This is a genomic window from Alterotamlana spongicola (assembly GCF_035818475.1).
GTDB lineage: Bacteria > Bacteroidota > Bacteroidia > Flavobacteriales > Flavobacteriaceae > Cognatitamlana.
This window is the reverse complement of record NZ_JAYMGV010000001.1, coordinates 2,188,754-2,207,445: the sequence shown is the minus strand read 5'-3', so window position 1 is coordinate 2,207,445 and position 18,692 is coordinate 2,188,754. Positions and strand designations below refer to the sequence as shown.

Genomic DNA, 18,692 nt, shown 5'->3' with positions numbered 1-18,692 from the left:
ATTAACTCCTAATATCTCACAGACATTTAAAAGATATGAGACTAAACAAAACATACCTGACTCTGACTTTGCTGCTATTTCTAATAGAAGCATGTATTGCCATCTTTTTAAAAACTGGCTTTATCCGTCACACCGTTGGTGATTTTCTAGTGGTCATTCTAATCTATTGCTTTTTTAAAAGTTTTCTAAATATAAACTCAATTAAATTGGCTGTTGCCGTATTCCTTTTTGCCCTTTGTATCGAACTGCTTCAACTACTTAATATACTTAAACTACTCAATATGGAGCACAATAAAACAGCTATTTTACTTTTAGGAAGCACATTTCAAGTTTCTGATTTAGTAGCCTATGCACTCGGTTTGATCCTTATAGTAGCTATTGAAAACAAAAGACCTGTCTGGTTTAAAAAACCAGACAGGTCTTCTTAATCTATCATAAATGAATCACATAAAACAACTTCTGTTTAATCGGTTTAAAACATTTTCATTAATAACAATCTCAATAAGCTTTAGCATTGTTCTATTAATGATAAGAATGAAACTAACTCATTCTTATTTCTACCTGTTTTTAGTTTGGAATTTATTTTTAGCAGTCGTACCCTTTACTATAACCACCTATTTATCAAGTCTCCCCAAGCTTAATAAATATATCTTATTCTTTTGGTTTAGTGTATGGCTGCTTTTTTTGCCCAATGCTCCATATATTGTTACAGATCTCCTACACATAAAAATAAGTACATCACATTTACTTTGGCTGGATGTTTTGCTAATAACTTCCTTTGCACTCAACGGGCTGGCCCTTTTTTATTTTTCGTTAATTGATATGAAAATAGTATTGACAAATATCATGAATGTCAGGCAAATTAAGTCCCTTATATTTACAATTCCTTTTTTATGCGGTTTCGGAGTTTACCTCGGTAGGTTTTTACGGTATAACTCCTGGGAAATTATTAGTAACCCCAGGTTCTTGATTACTGACATTTTAAATATCCTTATTAAACCCTTTCATCATACCGAAGCCTGGTTATTTACTCTATTATTTGGAACATTTTTAAGTATAGGGCTTTGGGTATTTAACTGCTTCTATTCCAATCCATCTACATAATCTTGCAGGTAACTAAATTGTTCCGTCAGTTTTCCGTTTTCTGTAATTTTAGCGCGCTGTAAGACCCCTTCTTTATCATTATTAAAAAATGCGGGAATAACATGCTGTAAAAACATATCTCCAAAACCTTCACTGGCATCTTTTGGGAGCTCGCAAGGTAAATTATCTACAGCCATAACCGTTATAGCTTTTGGGTCTTTATAATTGGTTTCCAATTCGGTTTGAGGATCATAACCATAAATGGGGTCTGCAATTGTTGAAGCCCGTAATGTAGTTGCTACCGGCCCATCAACATCACAACTAATATCAGCGACCACCTTTATGTTAAAATCAGGGGATTTTACATCCGTTCTTGTATACAAATACGGTGCCCCATCACCGTAAAAATGACCGGCTATATAAAAATCTGTTACCTTGGCAAAACGCATGAAATTGGATTCATAGTCCTGAGGATTATTAAAAAAATTGAATACATCATCAACATGCTGGCCATCTATACGCTTGTTATAATCTAACACATCTATTCTGCAATATACCGGTTCATTAAATGTTTGGTTTAAATACGCTTCAACTGAAACGGATTTTATTTGCATAGCATCTAACATTTCCTGAGAGCCGTTAGCTACTTTACCACTTCCTGTAAGCAACATTTTAATACCAGGAAGTTTAATTTTATTTAACTCATTAATCAAAGCTTCTTGACCAGGCAAAGTTCCTGCTTTTGGTAAATTCCAGGAATCATATTTTAATCCCCATGCTCTAAACCCATTATACGCGCCTACTATACCTGCATACCTACCAAAACCTATTAGCCTAAAACCTTCTTTATTGACTATGGTTTCATGGTCATAGAGTTCTATATTTTTTTCTAAAATGGCCCTCAGCAATTTTCTGTTATAAGGCTGTTTTTTTATGGTATGCGAAAAGAAAAAGTATTTTTTACCTGGAATAAGTGCTTCCACAGGGACTTCCTTAACGCCTATCATCACATCACAGTCTGACACATCCTGTAAAACCTCAACACCCTCAGATGTATAGGCATTATCCTGATACACCCTGATATCTGATGCTTCTACCTTAAAATCAGAATTGGGGTATAATGTTTTTGCTTCTGCTAATTTTGATGGTGATAGTACCACCCTTCGGTCCGGTGGATTTTTACGTTCTTTGATTATGGCAAATTTCATAATTTATATTTTTAGGCTCCCAATAAAGGCAGATGTTTTCTTTTATGATACGTTAAGGCTATTTCAATACAATGTTTTACTTCGGTTACCGGCAATGTGCTATGGCATTTAAAAATTATCGCTCTATTTCCTTCAAATTCAAATGTATTTTTATAAATGGTTCTAAACGTAGTTACTAAACTTGATGTACATTGAAAATAAAGTGCATATTGATTAGGAGATTTTTCTTTCCAATCCATTCTAATGGTACTTCCATGTTTAGTTTTGTAACTGGGCTCTCCCCATTTTAGGGTTTCCTCCAGCTTATCAATCCCTTCTGTTTTTGATGCCACTTCCAATACTAATGCTCTAAGGTCTTGCATTTTTGATTTCACCTGTTGTGGATAACTATTAAACACATCTTTAACCTTAGCATCTGTAGCTAATACAAAATTTTTATTCATACGACTGGCTTAACAGTTGGAATAATTTTTGCTCTAAATTAATTGGATTTATAGTGATTTACAAAGTTTTTGGTAAATTTGCCATCCGTGTTAGGGATTGAACGGTTTGTTTGAACTCCCCGACGTAGAAGGGAGCGAGTAGTGAAAGCCCGCCCCCTTTGGGGAACACCCTAACCTTATTAAAAACGGGGTCGACTGGTTTTGACAGCGAGATTAATTGAACGGTAAGCACGTCGTGTAATGATTTTGAAACACGTTAAAGGCTAGATCAAACTTTTAAACGGCGAGAATAACTACGCTTTAGCTGCATAATCTGAATTACAGTAAGATTGGCCTAGGTACACAAGGTGTACAAGCTTTATGTCTCCGGAAAGCCTTGGTTAATGGCGTTCTTTTTAGAGGCATCGTAAATATTAACTAAGATGGTGTAGCGCTTTGATGCACCTTCAAGATAAAAAAGCTAAGTTGTAAGTGGGTGGTCTTTAACCAGCTTACAGTCTAAAATCTAAGTAAAGAATAAGCGTGTAGAAAGCTCTTTGGTTACTTGTTTGGACGAGAGTTCGATTCTCTCCGACTCCACTTTTTGAGCATCAAATCGAAACAAAACCCTGTAAATTATTGATTTACGGGGTTTTTAATTTTATTTAGCCTCAAATAATAACGTGTATTATTAAATAAAAAGGGGCTAATTTGGGGTCAGTAGATTTTTGATAATCTCTTACCCTCTTTAAATACTATACTATTACGTTTTTTGGTTGTTCTCTCCGACTCCACACAAAACCTCTGAATACATAATAAATTCATAGGTTTGTTTTTTCAGTTAACAAAATAGTTGAACATTTAAAGTTGTTTTTTTCTGATTCTTTTCTTTGTAATTTGGTAACAACACTTATCATTTCATCCTAAATCACCCCTTATTTTAATAAGTATTTAACTATATTTGTTAACTATTGCCATAAAATACATACAACATTTACGATGTTGTATATTATTATAAATGAGTAAAAAAAAAGAGAACCATTCAATAAATATTTGGACAATAATAGATAAACTTAAATATTTTATCCTAATTATAATATCTATTGTTATCATTATTATTTTGTTTAAAGGCTATTCAATAGAAACCAAATATTTCAAAATAGGAAAAGTGCCTGATACTTTATATATAGAGAAAGAAACAAAAACACCTCCAGATACAGTTTATAAAGAAAAAATTGTAACAAAGTATATTACCGCTCCTCAAAAAAAAACTACTAAAATAAAAAAAACTGGAGTAGAAGTAGATTTAGGAAATCAACCTGCAAATGTTAATACGGGAACAAATAATGGAGTAATTGGAAACAATAACACTATTAATAATTTAAATGAAAAACCAGTAATACTGAATGATAGTGACAAAAAAATATTGATAAACTTAGTTGAAAAAGAATTAAAAAAAGTTTCTAACAAAGAAAAAAAGAATATTAGTGTAGAAGCCGCATCAACTGGTACAAGAACTATAAAATTGGCGCACTTAATTAGAAAATTTCTTAATTCAAAAGGATATAATGCGGGAAGTGATCTCGGTATATATGGTAACGCATTACCTCCTGTTAAAGGAATAAATATTTCCAGCATGAATAATTTTGTAATAGTTACTGTTGGTCATATATAGATTTTCATCTCCCTTGAAGAATAATCATTTTTACTTCTATCTAACAAAGATTTTAACTAAAAAAAAGCTAGTTTAATTAGTAAAAAATGAATAAATTCTACAAGCATTGCCTTCACTCTGCGAATTAGGTATTTTAGCCATTCTAATTTTAATAGTGTGCTTTTTTTGAGCATCAAGTTCTGAAGCCAAAACAAAATAACGAGGTAAATGTTGGTAATAACTGTTGGTAGTGTATTGATCGAATAATTGATATTCGCTACCATCAATACTATATTCAATGGTTCCAGCATCGGGACCAGATAATGCAATCATTCCAATAGCGCTTCCTGTAAAATTCAGTTTTAACCACCCCTTGTCTCCATTGGCCACTAGAAGTGGAATTTTTGTATACCCTCGTCTTACACGTTCATTATTTGTAGGCTCCCATGAAGGATCAAGCTCCCATCCATTTTTATATTTGGCCTTATCAATAGAAAGAAACGTCCCATTATCATAAGCAAATTCATTTAATTTTTCAGGGAGTTCATAGGCTGTAACTTTATCATCGTCAGCCACAAAACCAAAATAGGCATTTTCAAGTAAAGTTTTCATGGAGCAGGCATAAACCTCCTGACCAAAAGGTGAAGGGTGTAAGTTTTTAAAATCGTCTTCCCAGGTAAACTCACCGGCATCAATCCGTTCAGTTACTTCCTTGGCCAAATTAATTGAAGAAAGCTTATAATGTTCAGCAACACTTTCGTGATCTGCAATTTCCTGCGGAACATTTTCTGCGCGATATTTTTCCATTTTTGACGGATCAACAAAATGCATTACAACAATATCCATAGTTGGGTTTATCTTGCGTGCATGCCGCACAATACCTTCCATACCCCGAACACGGTCAATACTATTTCTTCTCAGTCCCGGAGAACGATCATTGACCGCAGCTTCTTCAAACAGCAAATCAACGTCTCCCTTCGATAATACATCTCGGACTAAACGAAAGGCTCCCGAAGTTGAACCTTCAGAAGGAATTCCGGCTTCAATAAAAGTAAATACCGTTTCCGGAAATTTTTGTTTAAGATAATCACAAACCTTATTTCTCCACCCTTTATTAAAGGTAATTGAACCGCCTAAAAATGCTACTGTACCTCTTTTATCTTTAGTGAACTTTATCTGGCTGTTTTTTAAGCCACCTCGTAATTTATGATAGGATTTTGAATCCAATTTTGGTTTAGGAAACAATGGGCTATTAAATTCGATATCCCAATCTGAAGGTTCTTTTTCTATAAATCCATGCTTCCATAAAAATGCTTCTGACTTATACATAGTGTATTTAAAAGAAGCATCAGTATTCGTTTTACGAAACCAACTACTATTAAAGAAACCATGCCCCATACCAAATGCCGGAACCAATAAGCACTCATTCCCCTTTTGTTTCATGAGGCGTTCAAAGCGCTCAGCATTCTCAAAGGGAACAGTAAGATCTTTAGTTCCATGAAAAACCAAGCTAGGAGGTGCATTTTCCTTTACCTGATGACAAGGAGAGATTTCGGTCTCTCGCCCTTTCACTTTTTCAGCACCGTATCCTTTTTCTGTTGTATCTAAAACCGGGTTAAACAATATCATGGCATTGGGTACTGAACTCACTAACAGATCTTCGCTAGTTACTTCCTGTCCCTGAATTACACCTGTACAGGCTGCTACATGCCCTCCGGCCGAGCCTCCACATGCCACAATTCTATTAGGATCAACGCCTATTTTTTTTGCGTTCTGACGCACCCAGCGAATAGCAGATTTTCCGTCCTGAACACTTTCAAAGGGTGATGTTTTATGAATCTTCTTTACACGATATTCTGCCGAAATTGCTACCATCCCTAGCTTTGCAAAAAATGTACTTTGCTGGTAAAATTGCCTGGGATGACCACCTGTCCAACCACCTCCAAAAAAGGAAACAATGGCTGACCGACTATCATTAACCGAATAATCTTCAGGGTAAAATACATGTAGAGCAAGTTCACCTTGAGGTGTTTTCTTGTAAATTATCGTATCGTTTGGTATATACTTTTGAGCAAAAGTTTGACAAATGGAAAGCACGCAGATAATTACCAGATAATGACACTTTTTTATCATGATTAAATTCAATATTTTATTAGTTACCAGTTATCCGTTCTAAATGATGAGGCAGGCAAACCATCTTTATTAAACAATGTACCAACAGCCCAATCTGAAAATGCATAACGCAAAGCCACTGGCTTACTAACTTTTTCAGACCAGACCTCCAGCGTATTATCAGAATGGATCAATACTTTGGCCGGATGAAACATTTTATCACTTCCAGCCACTTCAAAATTGACAGAATTTGACGCTTGCAACTGCAAACCACCAAAAGTATAGTCGAATTCTACAAGCATTCTGCTACCTTTAATTTTATGCGATTTATATTGAGGTCCACTGTAGACCATATTTTTCTTTCCATAGTTTTTAGCCAAAGCCCATAAAGCCAGTCTATGCCCTACTATTCTTTTCTTAAGCGGATGAATCCCTCTCTGCTCTCCTACATCCATGGTCACTGCCATCCCTGTATTCCTTAATTTTTGCAAGGTATTTAAATGGACCTCACGAATATGTGTAGATAAACCATCACTATAACTAAAAGGAGCAATTTGTGCATAATAGAACGGCAGATCCCTTTGTTTCCATTCCCGGCGCCATTGCCTTATTAGTTCTGGAAATAAATGGCTATAAAGCATAGGATTATCTCTATTAGCCTCTCCTTGGTACCAAATGACTCCTTTAATTGTGTAACCAATTAATGGGTGGATCATGGCATTATACAAAAGATTGGGTTGTTTATTTGTTTTGCCTTCTATCTTTGTTGGAAGTATCAACTCAGGAAACTTTTGTATGCTTTCTACATTCATCCAGGCTTCCACCTTTGAACCACCAACAGCAGATACTATTATTCCAACAGGTACATCTAACGTTTGCTCCAACATTTCGGCAAAAGAGTAAGCCACAGCGCTAAAATTAGGTGTCGTTAAAGAACTGGCTTCCTGCCAAGCTCCCTCTATCGTATCTTGAGGGGTTAATCTTGCCGTTCCGGGAATTCTAAAAACACGTATTTTACACAAACCTGAACTTTCAATTAGCGCATCGGCATCTTTTATTTTTACCGATCTCTTTTTGAGTGGCTGTACAATGCGCCACGCCATATTAGATTGCCCGCTACACAGCCAAACCTCTCCAAAAAAAATGTTATTTAAATTAATTTCCGAATTGTCTCCGGTAATTTCTATACGCTGTGGTTCCTTTGTATTAGTAGTTTTTAATTGCAAAATCCACTTACCATTTTCAGATACCTTGATTTGTTTGCTTTTTTCTAACCAGCTTGCAGACACAATTAATTTTTCACCTGGTGTTGCCCAACCCCAAATATTAATTTTAGTATTTCGCTGAAGCACCATATTTGAAGAAAATATGGATGGAAGCTTAACCTCTGCCTGAACTACAAATCCTATCGAACATAAGATAACTAGTAAAACTTTTTTCATATATTAAATTTAAGCGCTTTGTTACGATTTTTCATCAACATTCTTGGTAACATCATCATACCATTTTAACAAGTCTAATTTCATAGCTTTGGCCTTTTGAGGATACGCATTGAGCAGATTTTTCTTTTCTCCAATATCCGAATCCAAATTGTATAATTCTAGAACACCACTATCCTTAAACATCAATAACTTCCACTTCCCCCTACGCATGGCCATTTTGTTTGAATACTGCCAAAACAGATCGCGATTCTTTAGTCTTTTATTCTTCAAAAGTACTCGATCAAGGCTTACACCATCCAGTTTTAGTGGGTTCTGTACTCCTCCAAATTGAGCCAAAGTTGGTAAAATATCCATGGTCATTGCGGTTTCTGAGGTAGTACTTCCTGCTTTTATTTTTCCCGGCCACTTTGCTATACCTATAACCCGTTGCCCACCTTCGTATAGAGATCCCTTACCTGCTCTTAGCGGTGTATTATCTCCATAACGGGCTCCTCCATTATCAGAACAAAAAAACACAAACGTATTTTCATCAAGATTTAATTCTGTCAAGGTTTGCATGACGTTTCCAATACCCTCGTCCATTATTTCTATCATCTCCTTTAGTAAAAGCTTGGTTTCTTCTCTTGTACGTTTTTTATCTTTAACTACCTCACCAATCTTTCTAAAAGCCGACGTTTTGCGACCCTGAAAAGGGCCGTGTGGTGCTTCATGTGGGATATAAAGTAAAAAAGGTTTGTCCTTGTGGCGTTTAATAAAATTAACTGCATGAGAGGAAATCAGATCTGTTGAATATCCTTTTTCCTTCTGCAATTGATTCTGGTGCCACCAATCTTCATAGCCTTCCTGATCAATGTGAGCATGATAATCAACATTACCACTTACGTAGCCAATATATTCATCAAAGCCCTGATGCACCGGATTATATTTCTCAGGGTATCCAACATGCCATTTACCAAACATTCCTGTAACATATCCAGCCTCTTTTAGCATATCAGCAAAAGTTACTTCTGTTAAACTAAGTCCCACATCCCGATGGGACTTTGCAGTCACAACTCCAGAAATACCTGTTCTTTGTTGATATTTTCCAGTTAAAAGTGCTGCCCGTGTTGGGCTGCAAACCGATCCGTTTGAATGAAAATCTGTAAAAAGCATGCCTTCCCTTGCCAGTTTATCAATATTAGGGGTTTTAATAGTTTGACTTCCATTACAGCTTAAATCAGCATATCCCAGGTCGTCTGCCATAATGATAATAAAATTGGACTTTTTTGCTTGGGCATTACTATTTCCAAAGGACATAAATAATAAACAACTTAATATTGATAAAAAAGTGTTTTGTTTAACTAGCATATCATTAATTATTAGGGTTTAAACATATGTATATCGCCATTACTATCCATTCCACCAAAACCTGATGCCCCTATTTCTAATTCATATTTTGCATCCTTTTCCAGGCTCTGAAGGTCTACAAAATACATCCGGTCCTTATCCGAACCTTCTTCAGTTGTTCCGTAATGAAAGTCGGAAGCAATTGGTTTACCGTTTTTCAGAAATTTTACGCTTCTTATTTCCAAACCATCGGTCCCCGTAGTATGATCTAATACTATTAAGTATTTCCCTGCTTGTGTTAAAAATGAGGTGACATCAATTACCAACCCCTTTGGGCTTTTCAAATCTTCCGAAGTCCATTGCCCTACTCTTTCGGAAGCCTCACGCCAATAGGCCACCCCTTCATATGCCAGACGTAACCGATGCTTCTGAACACGTTGTTGAAACTCCTCCCAATTTTTATGTCCGGATTCTGACCAGGCATTCTCACTAACTGCAAAATTCCTAGGATAGACCGCCAAATCCCATAAATCTGGTTTATTAGTAAATGGGGTCCATAAAGCTGATTGAATACCCAAAACCAAATCCATTTGTTCTTGTGGCATATTTAATGGAATCGGTTCATATTCGTAAGCCGTTTGAAGCGTTAACATTCCGGGCCATTGTTTTGGGTGCAGAGGATTATCTGTTTGGTCTTTTTGAAAATAGTAGCCCTGATTTGAGGCAATGACAGTTTTTTGACCATTCTGTACCGCAGTAAGTGCGCCTCTATTACCCCGCCAGCTCATAATTGTAGAGCTTTTAGTAATTCCTCCTTCCAGAATTTCATCCCAACCAATCAATTTCTTATTATGGGTATTGATTATACTCTCTAACCTCTTAATAAAATATGCTTGTAGCTCATCACTATCAGATAGGCCTTCATCTCTAATCCTTTGCTGACATTTAGGACAGGCTTCCCACCATTCCTTGTTCACCTCATCGCCACCAATATGAATGTACTCGCATGGAAATAAACTGACTAACTCTTCTATAATTTCATCAAAAAACGGAAACACCTCATCATTCCCTGCGCAAACAGCATTGGACCCTTCATGTTTATCAAATGGTTTCCCTCGTTGCGGAAAATCATTAAAAAAACGAACATACCCTGTAGTTTTCGCATTTGGGCAAGCAAATTCCGGTATGGTGTGTAACAGTGCTGTAGAATGCCCAGGTATATCTATCTCCGGAAGTACTGTAATGTGACGTTCTTTGGCATAAGCTACAATATCTCTAATCTGTTCTTGTGTATAAAACCCTCCGTAGCGCCCAGTAATTCCACGTTTGGGGTAATTTGGCTGCATACGCCAGGCGCCTTTTTCGGTAAGCCATGGGTGTTTTTTTATCTCAATACGCCAGCCATTATTATCTACCAAATGCCAATGAAATACGTTCATTTTATGTTCTGCCATAATATCAAGAGTATGCTTCACATAATCTGCATCCGCAAAGGTTCTAGACACATCAAGCATATAGCCTCTCCAATCAAACCGTGGGTAATCCAAAATTTCAACACATGGGATAGTCCAATCGATATTCTTTAGTTCTACACGACTAAATATTTCTGTAGGTAAAAGTTGTCGGAGTGTTTGTAATGCATAAAATGCTCCTTCATCTCCTCCAGCTTTTATGGTAATTATCTTTGTTGAAACATTAATTTTGTATGACTCTTTCCCGTATTTAGAATTGAGCTGTGGGTCGAGGATTAAATAAATTCTGGTTTCAGCATTAGAATCTTCTGTTATATTTATTTTAAAACCCAAGGCAGACTGAACTTTCTCAATAAACTTCTGAGCTTCTAATGCCAGGCTATTCTTGGCAATTATAACGACTTCTTCATTCAATTGAAACTGACCAGTTCCAAGTTTCACTTCCACTGGTAAAGGAAGTAAATTCAATGTCTTCCCATCATTAGCGAACAAAGAGGTGTGAACCATAATACAAATCATGAAAAGAACTGTTCTATAAATCATTGTGCCTTTTTTAGGTTGTTAACTTATTATACAAACCTGTAAGATCTAAAGAATCGTCCATATCGTTTTGCAACTTTAGCAGCTCTTTAAAAAGTACTTTCACCCTTTCTGATTGTTCAGGATTTTCTGCTAAATCTGTTATTTCTTCCGGATCTTTGGTTAAATCAAATAATAGTATTTTTTCTATTTTCGGATATACTAACAACTTATACCCATCCTTTCTTATCATCCTTTGGTGTTCTCTATAACAACCATATATAGCGTCATAATTACTTTGCTTTTTGTCATCTTTTATAAAATCTAACAAGCTGTGATATTCTACATAGGAAGGTTTTTCTATACCTGCTATTTCTAAGCTTGTAGCCATAATATCTTGTAGATACACTTCCTGATCTAGCCTTTTTCCTTTAGGGATGTCTGGCCCCACAACCATTAATGGCACGCGCATACTATGATCAAATAAACTCTGTTTACCTATTAACCCATGTTGTCCAACTGCCAATCCATGATCTGAAGTAAAGAAAATATAAGTATTGTCCTTTTTACCGGAAGCTTCTAAACCAATTAGTATTTCACCTATTTGCTGATCTAAATGCGTAATGAGTGCATAATATTCTTGCCTATGTTTTTTTACAGCATATGGTGTCCTAGGAAATGGTGCCAAAGCTTCGTCTCGTAAAGTAGAGCCATTACCTATACTATCTTTATATGGATACTCTGGAAGAAAACTTTCTGGAACCGCAATATTGTCTAGTGGATACATATCCAAAAATTCCTGAGGTGCTTGTCTTGGATCATGTGGTGCATTAAATGCCAGGTACATGAAAAATGGAGCTTCTTTTTTACTGGCATCACTTATAAAAGATAAAGCATCATCCTTTACAACTTCGCTCCAATGTTTCCCTCCTTTCCAAAAACCTTCAAATTTTGGGTCTGTAGGAGACCAGAGTGTGTCCTTTTTGTTTAAAGGGCGGTTATACCCTAGTTTATATATTTCCTTTTTCTTTTCTGTTCCTTCTCTATATTTTCTGGCATACTGTGGCATTCCACCTCTTACATGGGCAACAGTATCGAATACACTGTTGGCTTTGATTTTAACATGCCATTTTCCTGTCATATAGGTATTATACCCATTCTTCGACATTAATTTAGCCCAAGTCCTATTAATGGCAACCGAATCATTTTTCATCCATAGATCTTCCTGAGCCTTTGCTCTCCACACATGAGCTCCAGACATCATCATTGCTCTGGATGCTACACAAACGGCACCTCCCCAGCCTCCCATATTAAAGGCCGTTGTAAACGTGGTGCCTTCGTTTACGAGTTTATCCATATTGGGCGTTTGAATTTCTGAATTCCCTAAAGCCCGTATGGTTTCATAAGTTTGATCATCCGTATAAATAAAAACAATATTAGGTTTTTCAATATTGTTTTCTGCTTTCGTGATCGATTTACAAGAAACCATCAAGAAAGCCATAAATAGGAGTACATAAATTTTCATAATGCTTTTCTTATTATTAATTAATAATCACTTCCTGAGTTACTTTCTTCACAGGATTGAACAAATTGTGCTAATGCTACTTTCATTCTTTCAGCCAGTTCTTTATTCGCTTCTATGATGTTATTCCTTTCCTCTGGATCTTGAATGATATCATATAACTCATAGGCTTTTCTTGGTAGTTCAGAATTATCAGACCTTGCTCTGTCATTTCCAATGTTATGAAGTAACTTGTATCTATCTCCAATTAAAGCTTGCTGTTTATGTGACCGATACCAGAAACCAATGTTCTTTTTACGCACTTTTATTTTTCCATTTAATACAGGCAATAGGCTTATACCATCATAAGGTCTGTTATCAACCACATCATAGCCAAGTATACTACAGAATGTTGGAAAATAATCGCTGGTCACTACTGGTATAGCTGATATGCCAGAGGTTACCTTTGAAGGCCATTCAATAATACCAGGTACTCTAATTCCTCCTTCGTATAAACTTCTTTTACGCCCTCTAAGTCCGTTGGTAGACCCTTGACGCCTTTTCATGGCTTCGGGATTACCTTCCGGACCATTATCACTGGTAAAACATATCATGGTGTTTTCTGCGATTCCTATTTCTCTTAATGTACTTCTCAGTCGTCCAACCTGTGCATCTAATGCAGTAATGACACTATAATAGTGTTGCTTATTTTCTTCCAGATCAGAATAGAGTTCTTTCATATACTTAGGATGGCCAACTACAGGTTCATGGGGTGCATGGAACCAAATTACTGTAAAAAATGGTTTTTTATCCTTTTCACTTTCTTTAATAAAAGGTAAAACCCTATCCATTATAATCTTTGAATCACAACCGGTAAGATCATCCTCAACAGGTTTATCATCTTTTACGTAAAGCACTCTTTTATCTCCTTTTTCCAGCCAATCCTTAGCATGTGCATGTTCTTTATCTCTTTTATACGGATCAAAGGTGGCTATGGAGAATTCGGATGAAAAATACGTATCGAACCCTGCCATTTTCGGAGTCATGTAATTTTTACCCGGGTTTCTTCTAGGTCCTTTCCCGCTATAATCCGGAAATAGTGTTCCTAAATGCCATTTTCCAAAATGTCCTGTTTTATAACCATTTGCTTTAAAGACCTCTGCCAGGGTAACTTCTTCCTTTTTCAAATGTCCTACATTAGCCGTTGTTATTCCGTATCGGTTAGGGTTTCTACCTGTTAAAACACTACCCCTTGTGGGTGAACACACTGGACCCGCAGCATAAAAACGCGTAAACTGAATTCCCTGGTTCGCCATGTCATCCAGATGTGGTGTCTTAATACGAGGGTGTCCATTATACCCTGTATCACCCCAACCCATATCATCAGCCATAATTAAGATAACATTCGGCCTATCTTGTTGTGCTTGACATATCTCATCTACTCCCAGAAATGCGAGTAAAGATAAAAGTGTAAAAACCAGTCTAGTACTATCCATTTTAATTTAATTTTCCGAGCCTGTCCATATGGAGTCTCAATTATAGAATTTGATTTTATTTCTAACTCAAATTTTCTGTAATAGTATTTTAAAGTCTCTCCCAATTAGAAGTATAAATATAAAAGTATGATTGATGTCATAACCTACTTTTTTGTAAAAATCACTTCATTTAACCCCTAACTAGGGCAAACTATCCGTAAAATCAATATCAATCCCAGAAGCTCCCCTCTTCTTTTATTTGCTTTTCAAATCTTTCTAAATCTGAAAGTAATTCGATAGTTAATTCAGTTTGTTGTTTTGCTACATCAATTCGTTCTCCTAAATCTTCCTCTACTTGAAACAGAAGAGGCGTTTCTCTTGAGGCTACAAATCCATAATTATTATTAGTCTGTGACCCTATACGTATATGAAGCTTCCATGCATCTTTTCTTATGGCTGAAGGCATATTATCCTTATAATTATAGTAAAACTTAAATGGTTTTTGAAGCTTTTCAAATCTTTCAGGCATTAATATAGCCCTTATATCCCTCCCATCAATTGTTCTATCAGTTGGTGTTTCCACCCCTGCAATCGCAAAAATAGTTGGTAATATATCTAAAGTACTTATTGGTGTTTGCTCATAACGATTTCCTTTTATTTTTGCAGGCCAGCTAATAATTCCGGGAACGCGATGACCACCTTCCCATGTAGAACCTTTTCCATCACGAAATGGTGCCGCATAACCAACTTTTAAACGCGTATCTCCATATTTTTTATTATCCTTTCTGTTGGAAAAAACAATCCAGGGGCCATTATCTGATGAGAAAATAACAATGGTATTTTCTCTTATCCCCTCATCTTCAAGAGTTTTAATAATGTCTCCTATAGAAGCATCAATTTCTTCCATAACGTCTCCTAATTCGCCGCGTCGGGAATTACCTTTAAATTTATCACTAACGAATAGTCCCAAATGCGGCATATTATAGGGTATATATGCAAAAAACGGTTTGTCTTTATTGCGTTTTATAAATTCAATGGCACCTTTAGTACATATTCCTGTTAAGGACTCTGAGATTTCTATATTAACTGGTAAATTTTTGGCCAATACCTCATAACCTGCAATAGGGGCTTTACCATTAGGGTTACTCTTTAGTAGCATGGCATCATTATAATCATGAGATACATTAGTTCCAATCCACTCATCAAAACCATGTGCCAGAGGTAAGGTATGATGTGAAAAACCATTAAGATCGTTTGGTGTACCTAAATGCCATTTTCCGAACATTCCGGTTTTATAACCGGCAGATTTCAAGCCGTCAGCCAGAGTAATCTCTTTTTCATGGATATAGCGCTTTGCAGCCGGACCTATAACCCAAGACCCCAAACCCGATCTTCCTGGGTAGCGGCCTGTTAATAAAGAGTAACGTGATGCTGAACAAGCTGGAGAAGTCACATAAAACTGTGTAAAATTCACACCACTATCCTTTAACCTAGAAATATTGGGGGTTTTAATTGTAGGATTGCCATTGTGTGCATAATCCCCATATCCGCTATCATCAAGGAAAATTAGAATTACATTGGGTTTTTTATTGGGCCCCCTTTGTTGACATTGCCCTTTAATACCAATAACAACGATAAATAATACAATTACGGATATTTTCAAATATTTTAAATTCATGTTAAGCTATATTTTAATACAATCAGCATTACTCTTTATATTTTCTTTTATTCCAGTTTTGAAGCATTGAGTATGTTTTTCAACTCCTTTACAATCTCAGGCTTATTGGTATACTGATTTTTAAACTCGCGCAAATCGTCTTTTAGGTTATACAACTCGCCTTCGGAATCAATCAATTCATATCCCAAATCTTTATAGTATATTTCACCTCTTCCATTGTTATCATCACCTGATTTATTGTCTATTAAAACCCAATCCCCCTTTCTTATAGCAAAATTTCCACGGGCACTGTGATGAATGGTGTAAGGGCGAATATTATTCTTTTTTCCTTGAAGTACATCATAAAACGAAAAACTGTCTTCTCCTTCATTCATGGCTCTCTTATGACCAACAATATCGGCAACGGTCGCATAGAAATCCGAAAGACAAATGGTTTCATCAAACTCTATATTTGATTTAATTCCTAAAGGCCAGTTTACAAAAAATGGAACACGATGTCCGCCTTCCCACAAATCGCGTTTTACACCTTTTAGTTTACCGGCACTATAATGATTGTATTTTTTTGCCCGTGGGTAACAAATGGTTTCTGGTCCATTATCACTTGTAAATATCACTAAGGTATTTTCTTTTATACCATTATCTTCCAATGCCGTTATAATCCTTCCAAGTACGTTGTCTACTTCAACCACAAAATCACCATAATCTCCGGCATTACTTTGACCTATAAATTCTTTATTTGGCGCTATCGGTGTGTGTGGTGCATTAAGAGGAAAATAAATAAAAAATGGATGCTTTGATTTGCTGTATTCTCCAATCTTCTCAACCGCTTTAGATGTAAACTCCGATAAATAAAATTCCGGACCACGGCCTTTTATCGTGTGCCCCCGGCGTCCAAATGGATTTTCATCTCCCTTTTTAAACTCATAATTTGGCTGCTCTATTAGTCTGTCATTCTCAATTAAACAGTATGGCGGCATATCCATTGATGCTGAAATACCATAATAATAATCGAAGCCTCTTGCAGTGGGCCCATCTGTAATTTTTTTTGTAAAGTCGACATTACTTCCAAAACGCTCCGGAGCCCTGCCATCCGTAGTTTCCCAGCCCATACCTAAGTGCCACTTTCCAATTATTGCGGTATGATAATCATATTTTTTCAGCATGGAAGCCACAGTTTGACGACCATTTTTAATTAATGCCGGGCTATATCCTGTAAGCACCCCACTTTTTAATGATGTACGCCAGGCATATCGTCCTGTTAGAACACTATAACGTGAGGGGGTACAAACTGATGAACTTGAATGTGCATCTGTAAAAGTGATCCCTGTTTTGGCCATGCTATCCATGTTTGGAGTCTTTATTTTAGAATCAGGATTCAAGCAACTTACATCTCCATAACCCAGATCATCCGCCAGAATAAAAATGATGTTTGGGAATTTATTACGTGCTTCACGCTTTGTATTACCCTGACCATAAGAATCAGTGCCGAATCCAACAATTATGGCTACCATAATTATCATGTTACTAAGATATGATCTCATAAATACAATTTTAATAATGGTTATTATCCGATTATTCAGCTTCCCATATCTTTTCAACTTCATTGGCCAATGCCCTTTGTCTGCTATATTCATCATCCACTTCATTTGTCACATCATGTGAAACCAGCCAGGTAAACACACCACTCCAGCCTTGTTTCTTTGCATACTTCACAATTTCGCTCACATCAGAGGTTGACCAAATAGCATGCCCCTCAACAACTTTTTTGCCTAAGGCTTCTGCTCCATAGTTATCATAAATAAACTGCAGGTTTTTCCCTCCTTTCTTTCCATTTTTTTTAAACTCAGGAAGTAAAAAGGAGTAATAACCAATGCCACACAGAAAATCAATGTTTCGGTTTTCTGTAAATTCATTGGGGTAAATTTTTTCCCATTCTGCCATTTTTTCCGCCTTAATGTTTACATCAAGTTGTTTTGTTTTAGGATTGTAACCTAAATATTGCATCACATTAATGTAATCTACCATCTGGTCATTAATAATCTCTTCCCACTTCATAAATTTGCCGGCATGGCCATTAATATTGGCTTCCGGTTCTATAGCCTGATCAAGATATTCTTTTCCGGCTGTTGGACGAATAGCACAAACTGATACTTTCATTCCTAAATCTTTTACTTGTTTCATTAGATCACGGTAACCCTCTGCCTGAATTTTATTTGGTGGAAATTCCCAATCAAAATCAACACCTACACATCCAAAATCTTTTGCAAAACGATATAATTTTAAAGCATACTCTTTTGTCATGCCTTTATCTTCAAGCACCACACCAAAACTTCCTCCTGTTAACCACCCTGCTGCTGTTTGAGATAACCAAAGTTTCATGTCCTTTTGTTTAAAGTAATCTACAACAGCATTCACCACCTCTTTGCTACATAACATGTTTCGTTTATGTTTTTCATTAATAGGACGATCAAGATAATCAACACCTTCAAAAACTTCGGGCCATTCTGATCTATTCCAACTGGTTATGATGCTCCCTTCTTTCCCGGTCATATAGATACCACCTATTAAAACGATATCTGAAATACCATCCCATCTATAATTATCTAAGATCGCTTTTATTTCCTCCGGATTAGCCTTATGTAGCTTCAACATAGACAAGGATACATAGGCCAGGCTTATAAACTCTTTTTCCGTATCATTTTGAACTGTTTTTCCGGACTTGCACCCATATTGACTTAATACAGTAAGGCATATCAAAAATACGGAGGTAACATTTGTTAACTTTTTTTTCATTTTAGTA

At 36.3% G+C, this 18,692-nt stretch carries 14 protein-coding genes and 1 other RNA gene; 4 read left to right on the top strand and 11 right to left on the bottom strand.

Features of this window, described 5'->3' with window-relative positions; all coding sequences use genetic code 11:
* Positions 1-35 precede the first annotated feature (35 nt).
* Complete coding sequence (locus VOI54_RS09375; protein ID WP_326282519.1) at positions 36-428, top strand: ribosomal maturation YjgA family protein; 393 nt, start codon at positions 36-38, stop codon at positions 426-428.
* Between the two features lie 10 nt (positions 429-438).
* Positions 439-1,104, top strand: a complete 666-nt coding sequence (locus VOI54_RS18005; RefSeq protein ID WP_442809365.1) for a DUF1361 domain-containing protein — start codon at positions 439-441, stop codon at positions 1,102-1,104.
* On the opposite strand, the gene VOI54_RS09370 is transcribed toward VOI54_RS18005, so the two are convergent.
* Together VOI54_RS09370 and VOI54_RS09365 are read right to left on the bottom strand one after the other, a co-directional pair.
* Positions 1,083-2,291: an NAD(P)-dependent oxidoreductase gene (locus VOI54_RS09370; protein WP_326282517.1), complete on the bottom strand. Its 1,209-nt coding sequence runs from the start codon at positions 2,289-2,291 to the stop codon at positions 1,083-1,085. The two genes, VOI54_RS18005 and VOI54_RS09370, sit on opposite strands and share 22 nt — an antisense overlap.
* A gap of 11 nt (positions 2,292-2,302) precedes the next feature.
* Positions 2,303-2,734 (bottom strand): DUF1801 domain-containing protein, encoded by a 432-nt coding sequence (locus VOI54_RS09365; protein ID WP_326282515.1) that lies wholly within the window; start codon positions 2,732-2,734, stop codon positions 2,303-2,305.
* Positions 2,735-2,921: 187 nt separating this feature from the next.
* Between VOI54_RS09365 and ssrA the strand changes: the two genes are divergently transcribed.
* Positions 2,922-3,316: a transfer-messenger RNA gene (gene ssrA / locus VOI54_RS09360) on the top strand.
* A gap of 415 nt (positions 3,317-3,731) precedes the next feature.
* Positions 3,732-4,388, top strand: coding sequence for a hypothetical protein (locus VOI54_RS09355; protein WP_326282511.1), 657 nt, complete (start codon positions 3,732-3,734; stop codon positions 4,386-4,388).
* 72 nt (positions 4,389-4,460) lie between these two features.
* Here VOI54_RS09355 and VOI54_RS09350 read toward each other — a convergent pair whose 3' ends face one another.
* The 9 genes from VOI54_RS09350 to VOI54_RS09310 all read right to left on the bottom strand — a co-directional run bounded on the left by VOI54_RS09350 (position 4,461) and on the right by VOI54_RS09310 (position 18,685).
* Positions 4,461-6,500, bottom strand: a complete 2,040-nt coding sequence (locus VOI54_RS09350) for an alpha/beta hydrolase fold domain-containing protein (RefSeq protein WP_326282509.1) — start codon at positions 6,498-6,500, stop codon at positions 4,461-4,463.
* Positions 6,501-6,523: 23 nt separating this feature from the next.
* On the bottom strand, positions 6,524-7,921 hold the full coding sequence (locus VOI54_RS09345; RefSeq protein WP_326282507.1) for a sialate O-acetylesterase: 1,398 nt from the start codon (positions 7,919-7,921) through the stop codon (positions 6,524-6,526).
* Between the two features lie 21 nt (positions 7,922-7,942).
* A complete protein-coding gene (locus tag VOI54_RS09340) occupies positions 7,943-9,268 on the bottom strand; it encodes a sulfatase (protein WP_326282505.1) in 1,326 nt (441 codons plus the stop codon).
* A gap of 11 nt (positions 9,269-9,279) precedes the next feature.
* Positions 9,280-11,262 (bottom strand): beta-N-acetylhexosaminidase, encoded by a 1,983-nt coding sequence (locus VOI54_RS09335; RefSeq protein WP_326282503.1) that lies wholly within the window; start codon positions 11,260-11,262, stop codon positions 9,280-9,282.
* A gap of 10 nt (positions 11,263-11,272) precedes the next feature.
* Positions 11,273-12,763 carry a sulfatase family protein gene (locus tag VOI54_RS09330; protein ID WP_326282501.1) on the bottom strand — a complete coding sequence of 497 codons (1,491 nt, stop codon included), beginning with the start codon at positions 12,761-12,763 and terminating at the stop codon, positions 11,273-11,275.
* A gap of 20 nt (positions 12,764-12,783) precedes the next feature.
* Entirely contained in the window at positions 12,784-14,235 is a 1,452-nt protein-coding gene (locus VOI54_RS09325; RefSeq protein WP_326282499.1) for a sulfatase-like hydrolase/transferase, read from the bottom strand.
* Positions 14,236-14,443: 208 nt separating this feature from the next.
* On the bottom strand, positions 14,444-15,892 hold the full coding sequence (locus VOI54_RS09320; RefSeq protein ID WP_326282497.1) for a sulfatase family protein: 1,449 nt from the start codon (positions 15,890-15,892) through the stop codon (positions 14,444-14,446).
* A gap of 47 nt (positions 15,893-15,939) precedes the next feature.
* A complete protein-coding gene (locus VOI54_RS09315; protein WP_326282495.1) occupies positions 15,940-17,433 on the bottom strand; it encodes a sulfatase family protein in 1,494 nt (497 codons plus the stop codon).
* A gap of 31 nt (positions 17,434-17,464) precedes the next feature.
* Positions 17,465-18,685, bottom strand: coding sequence for a glycoside hydrolase family 18 protein (locus VOI54_RS09310; protein WP_326282493.1), 1,221 nt, complete (start codon positions 18,683-18,685; stop codon positions 17,465-17,467).
* Positions 18,686-18,692: the final 7 nt, after the last annotated feature.

Bases quoted from the DNA above. Each gene is read 5' to 3' on its own strand.
- VOI54_RS09375 (WP_326282519.1), top strand. From the start codon at position 36: ATGAGACTAAACAAAACATACCTGACTCTGACTTTGCTGCTATTTCTA.
- VOI54_RS18005 (WP_442809365.1), top strand. From the start codon at position 439: ATGAATCACATAAAACAACTTCTGTTTAATCGGTTTAAAACATTTTCA.
- VOI54_RS09370 (WP_326282517.1), bottom strand. From the start codon at position 2,291: ATGAAATTTGCCATAATCAAAGAACGTAAAAATCCACCGGACCGAAGG.
- VOI54_RS09365 (WP_326282515.1), bottom strand. From the start codon at position 2,734: ATGAATAAAAATTTTGTATTAGCTACAGATGCTAAGGTTAAAGATGTG.
- VOI54_RS09355 (WP_326282511.1), top strand. From the start codon at position 3,732: ATGAGTAAAAAAAAAGAGAACCATTCAATAAATATTTGGACAATAATA.
- VOI54_RS09350 (WP_326282509.1), bottom strand. From the start codon at position 6,500: ATGATAAAAAAGTGTCATTATCTGGTAATTATCTGCGTGCTTTCCATT.
- VOI54_RS09345 (WP_326282507.1), bottom strand. From the start codon at position 7,921: ATGAAAAAAGTTTTACTAGTTATCTTATGTTCGATAGGATTTGTAGTT.
- VOI54_RS09340 (WP_326282505.1), bottom strand. From the start codon at position 9,268: ATGCTAGTTAAACAAAACACTTTTTTATCAATATTAAGTTGTTTATTA.
- VOI54_RS09335 (WP_326282503.1), bottom strand. From the start codon at position 11,262: ATGATTTATAGAACAGTTCTTTTCATGATTTGTATTATGGTTCACACC.
- VOI54_RS09330 (WP_326282501.1), bottom strand. From the start codon at position 12,763: ATGAAAATTTATGTACTCCTATTTATGGCTTTCTTGATGGTTTCTTGT.
- VOI54_RS09325 (WP_326282499.1), bottom strand. From the start codon at position 14,235: ATGGATAGTACTAGACTGGTTTTTACACTTTTATCTTTACTCGCATTT.
- VOI54_RS09320 (WP_326282497.1), bottom strand. From the start codon at position 15,892: ATGAATTTAAAATATTTGAAAATATCCGTAATTGTATTATTTATCGTT.
- VOI54_RS09315 (WP_326282495.1), bottom strand. From the start codon at position 17,433: ATGAGATCATATCTTAGTAACATGATAATTATGGTAGCCATAATTGTT.
- VOI54_RS09310 (WP_326282493.1), bottom strand. From the start codon at position 18,685: ATGAAAAAAAAGTTAACAAATGTTACCTCCGTATTTTTGATATGCCTT.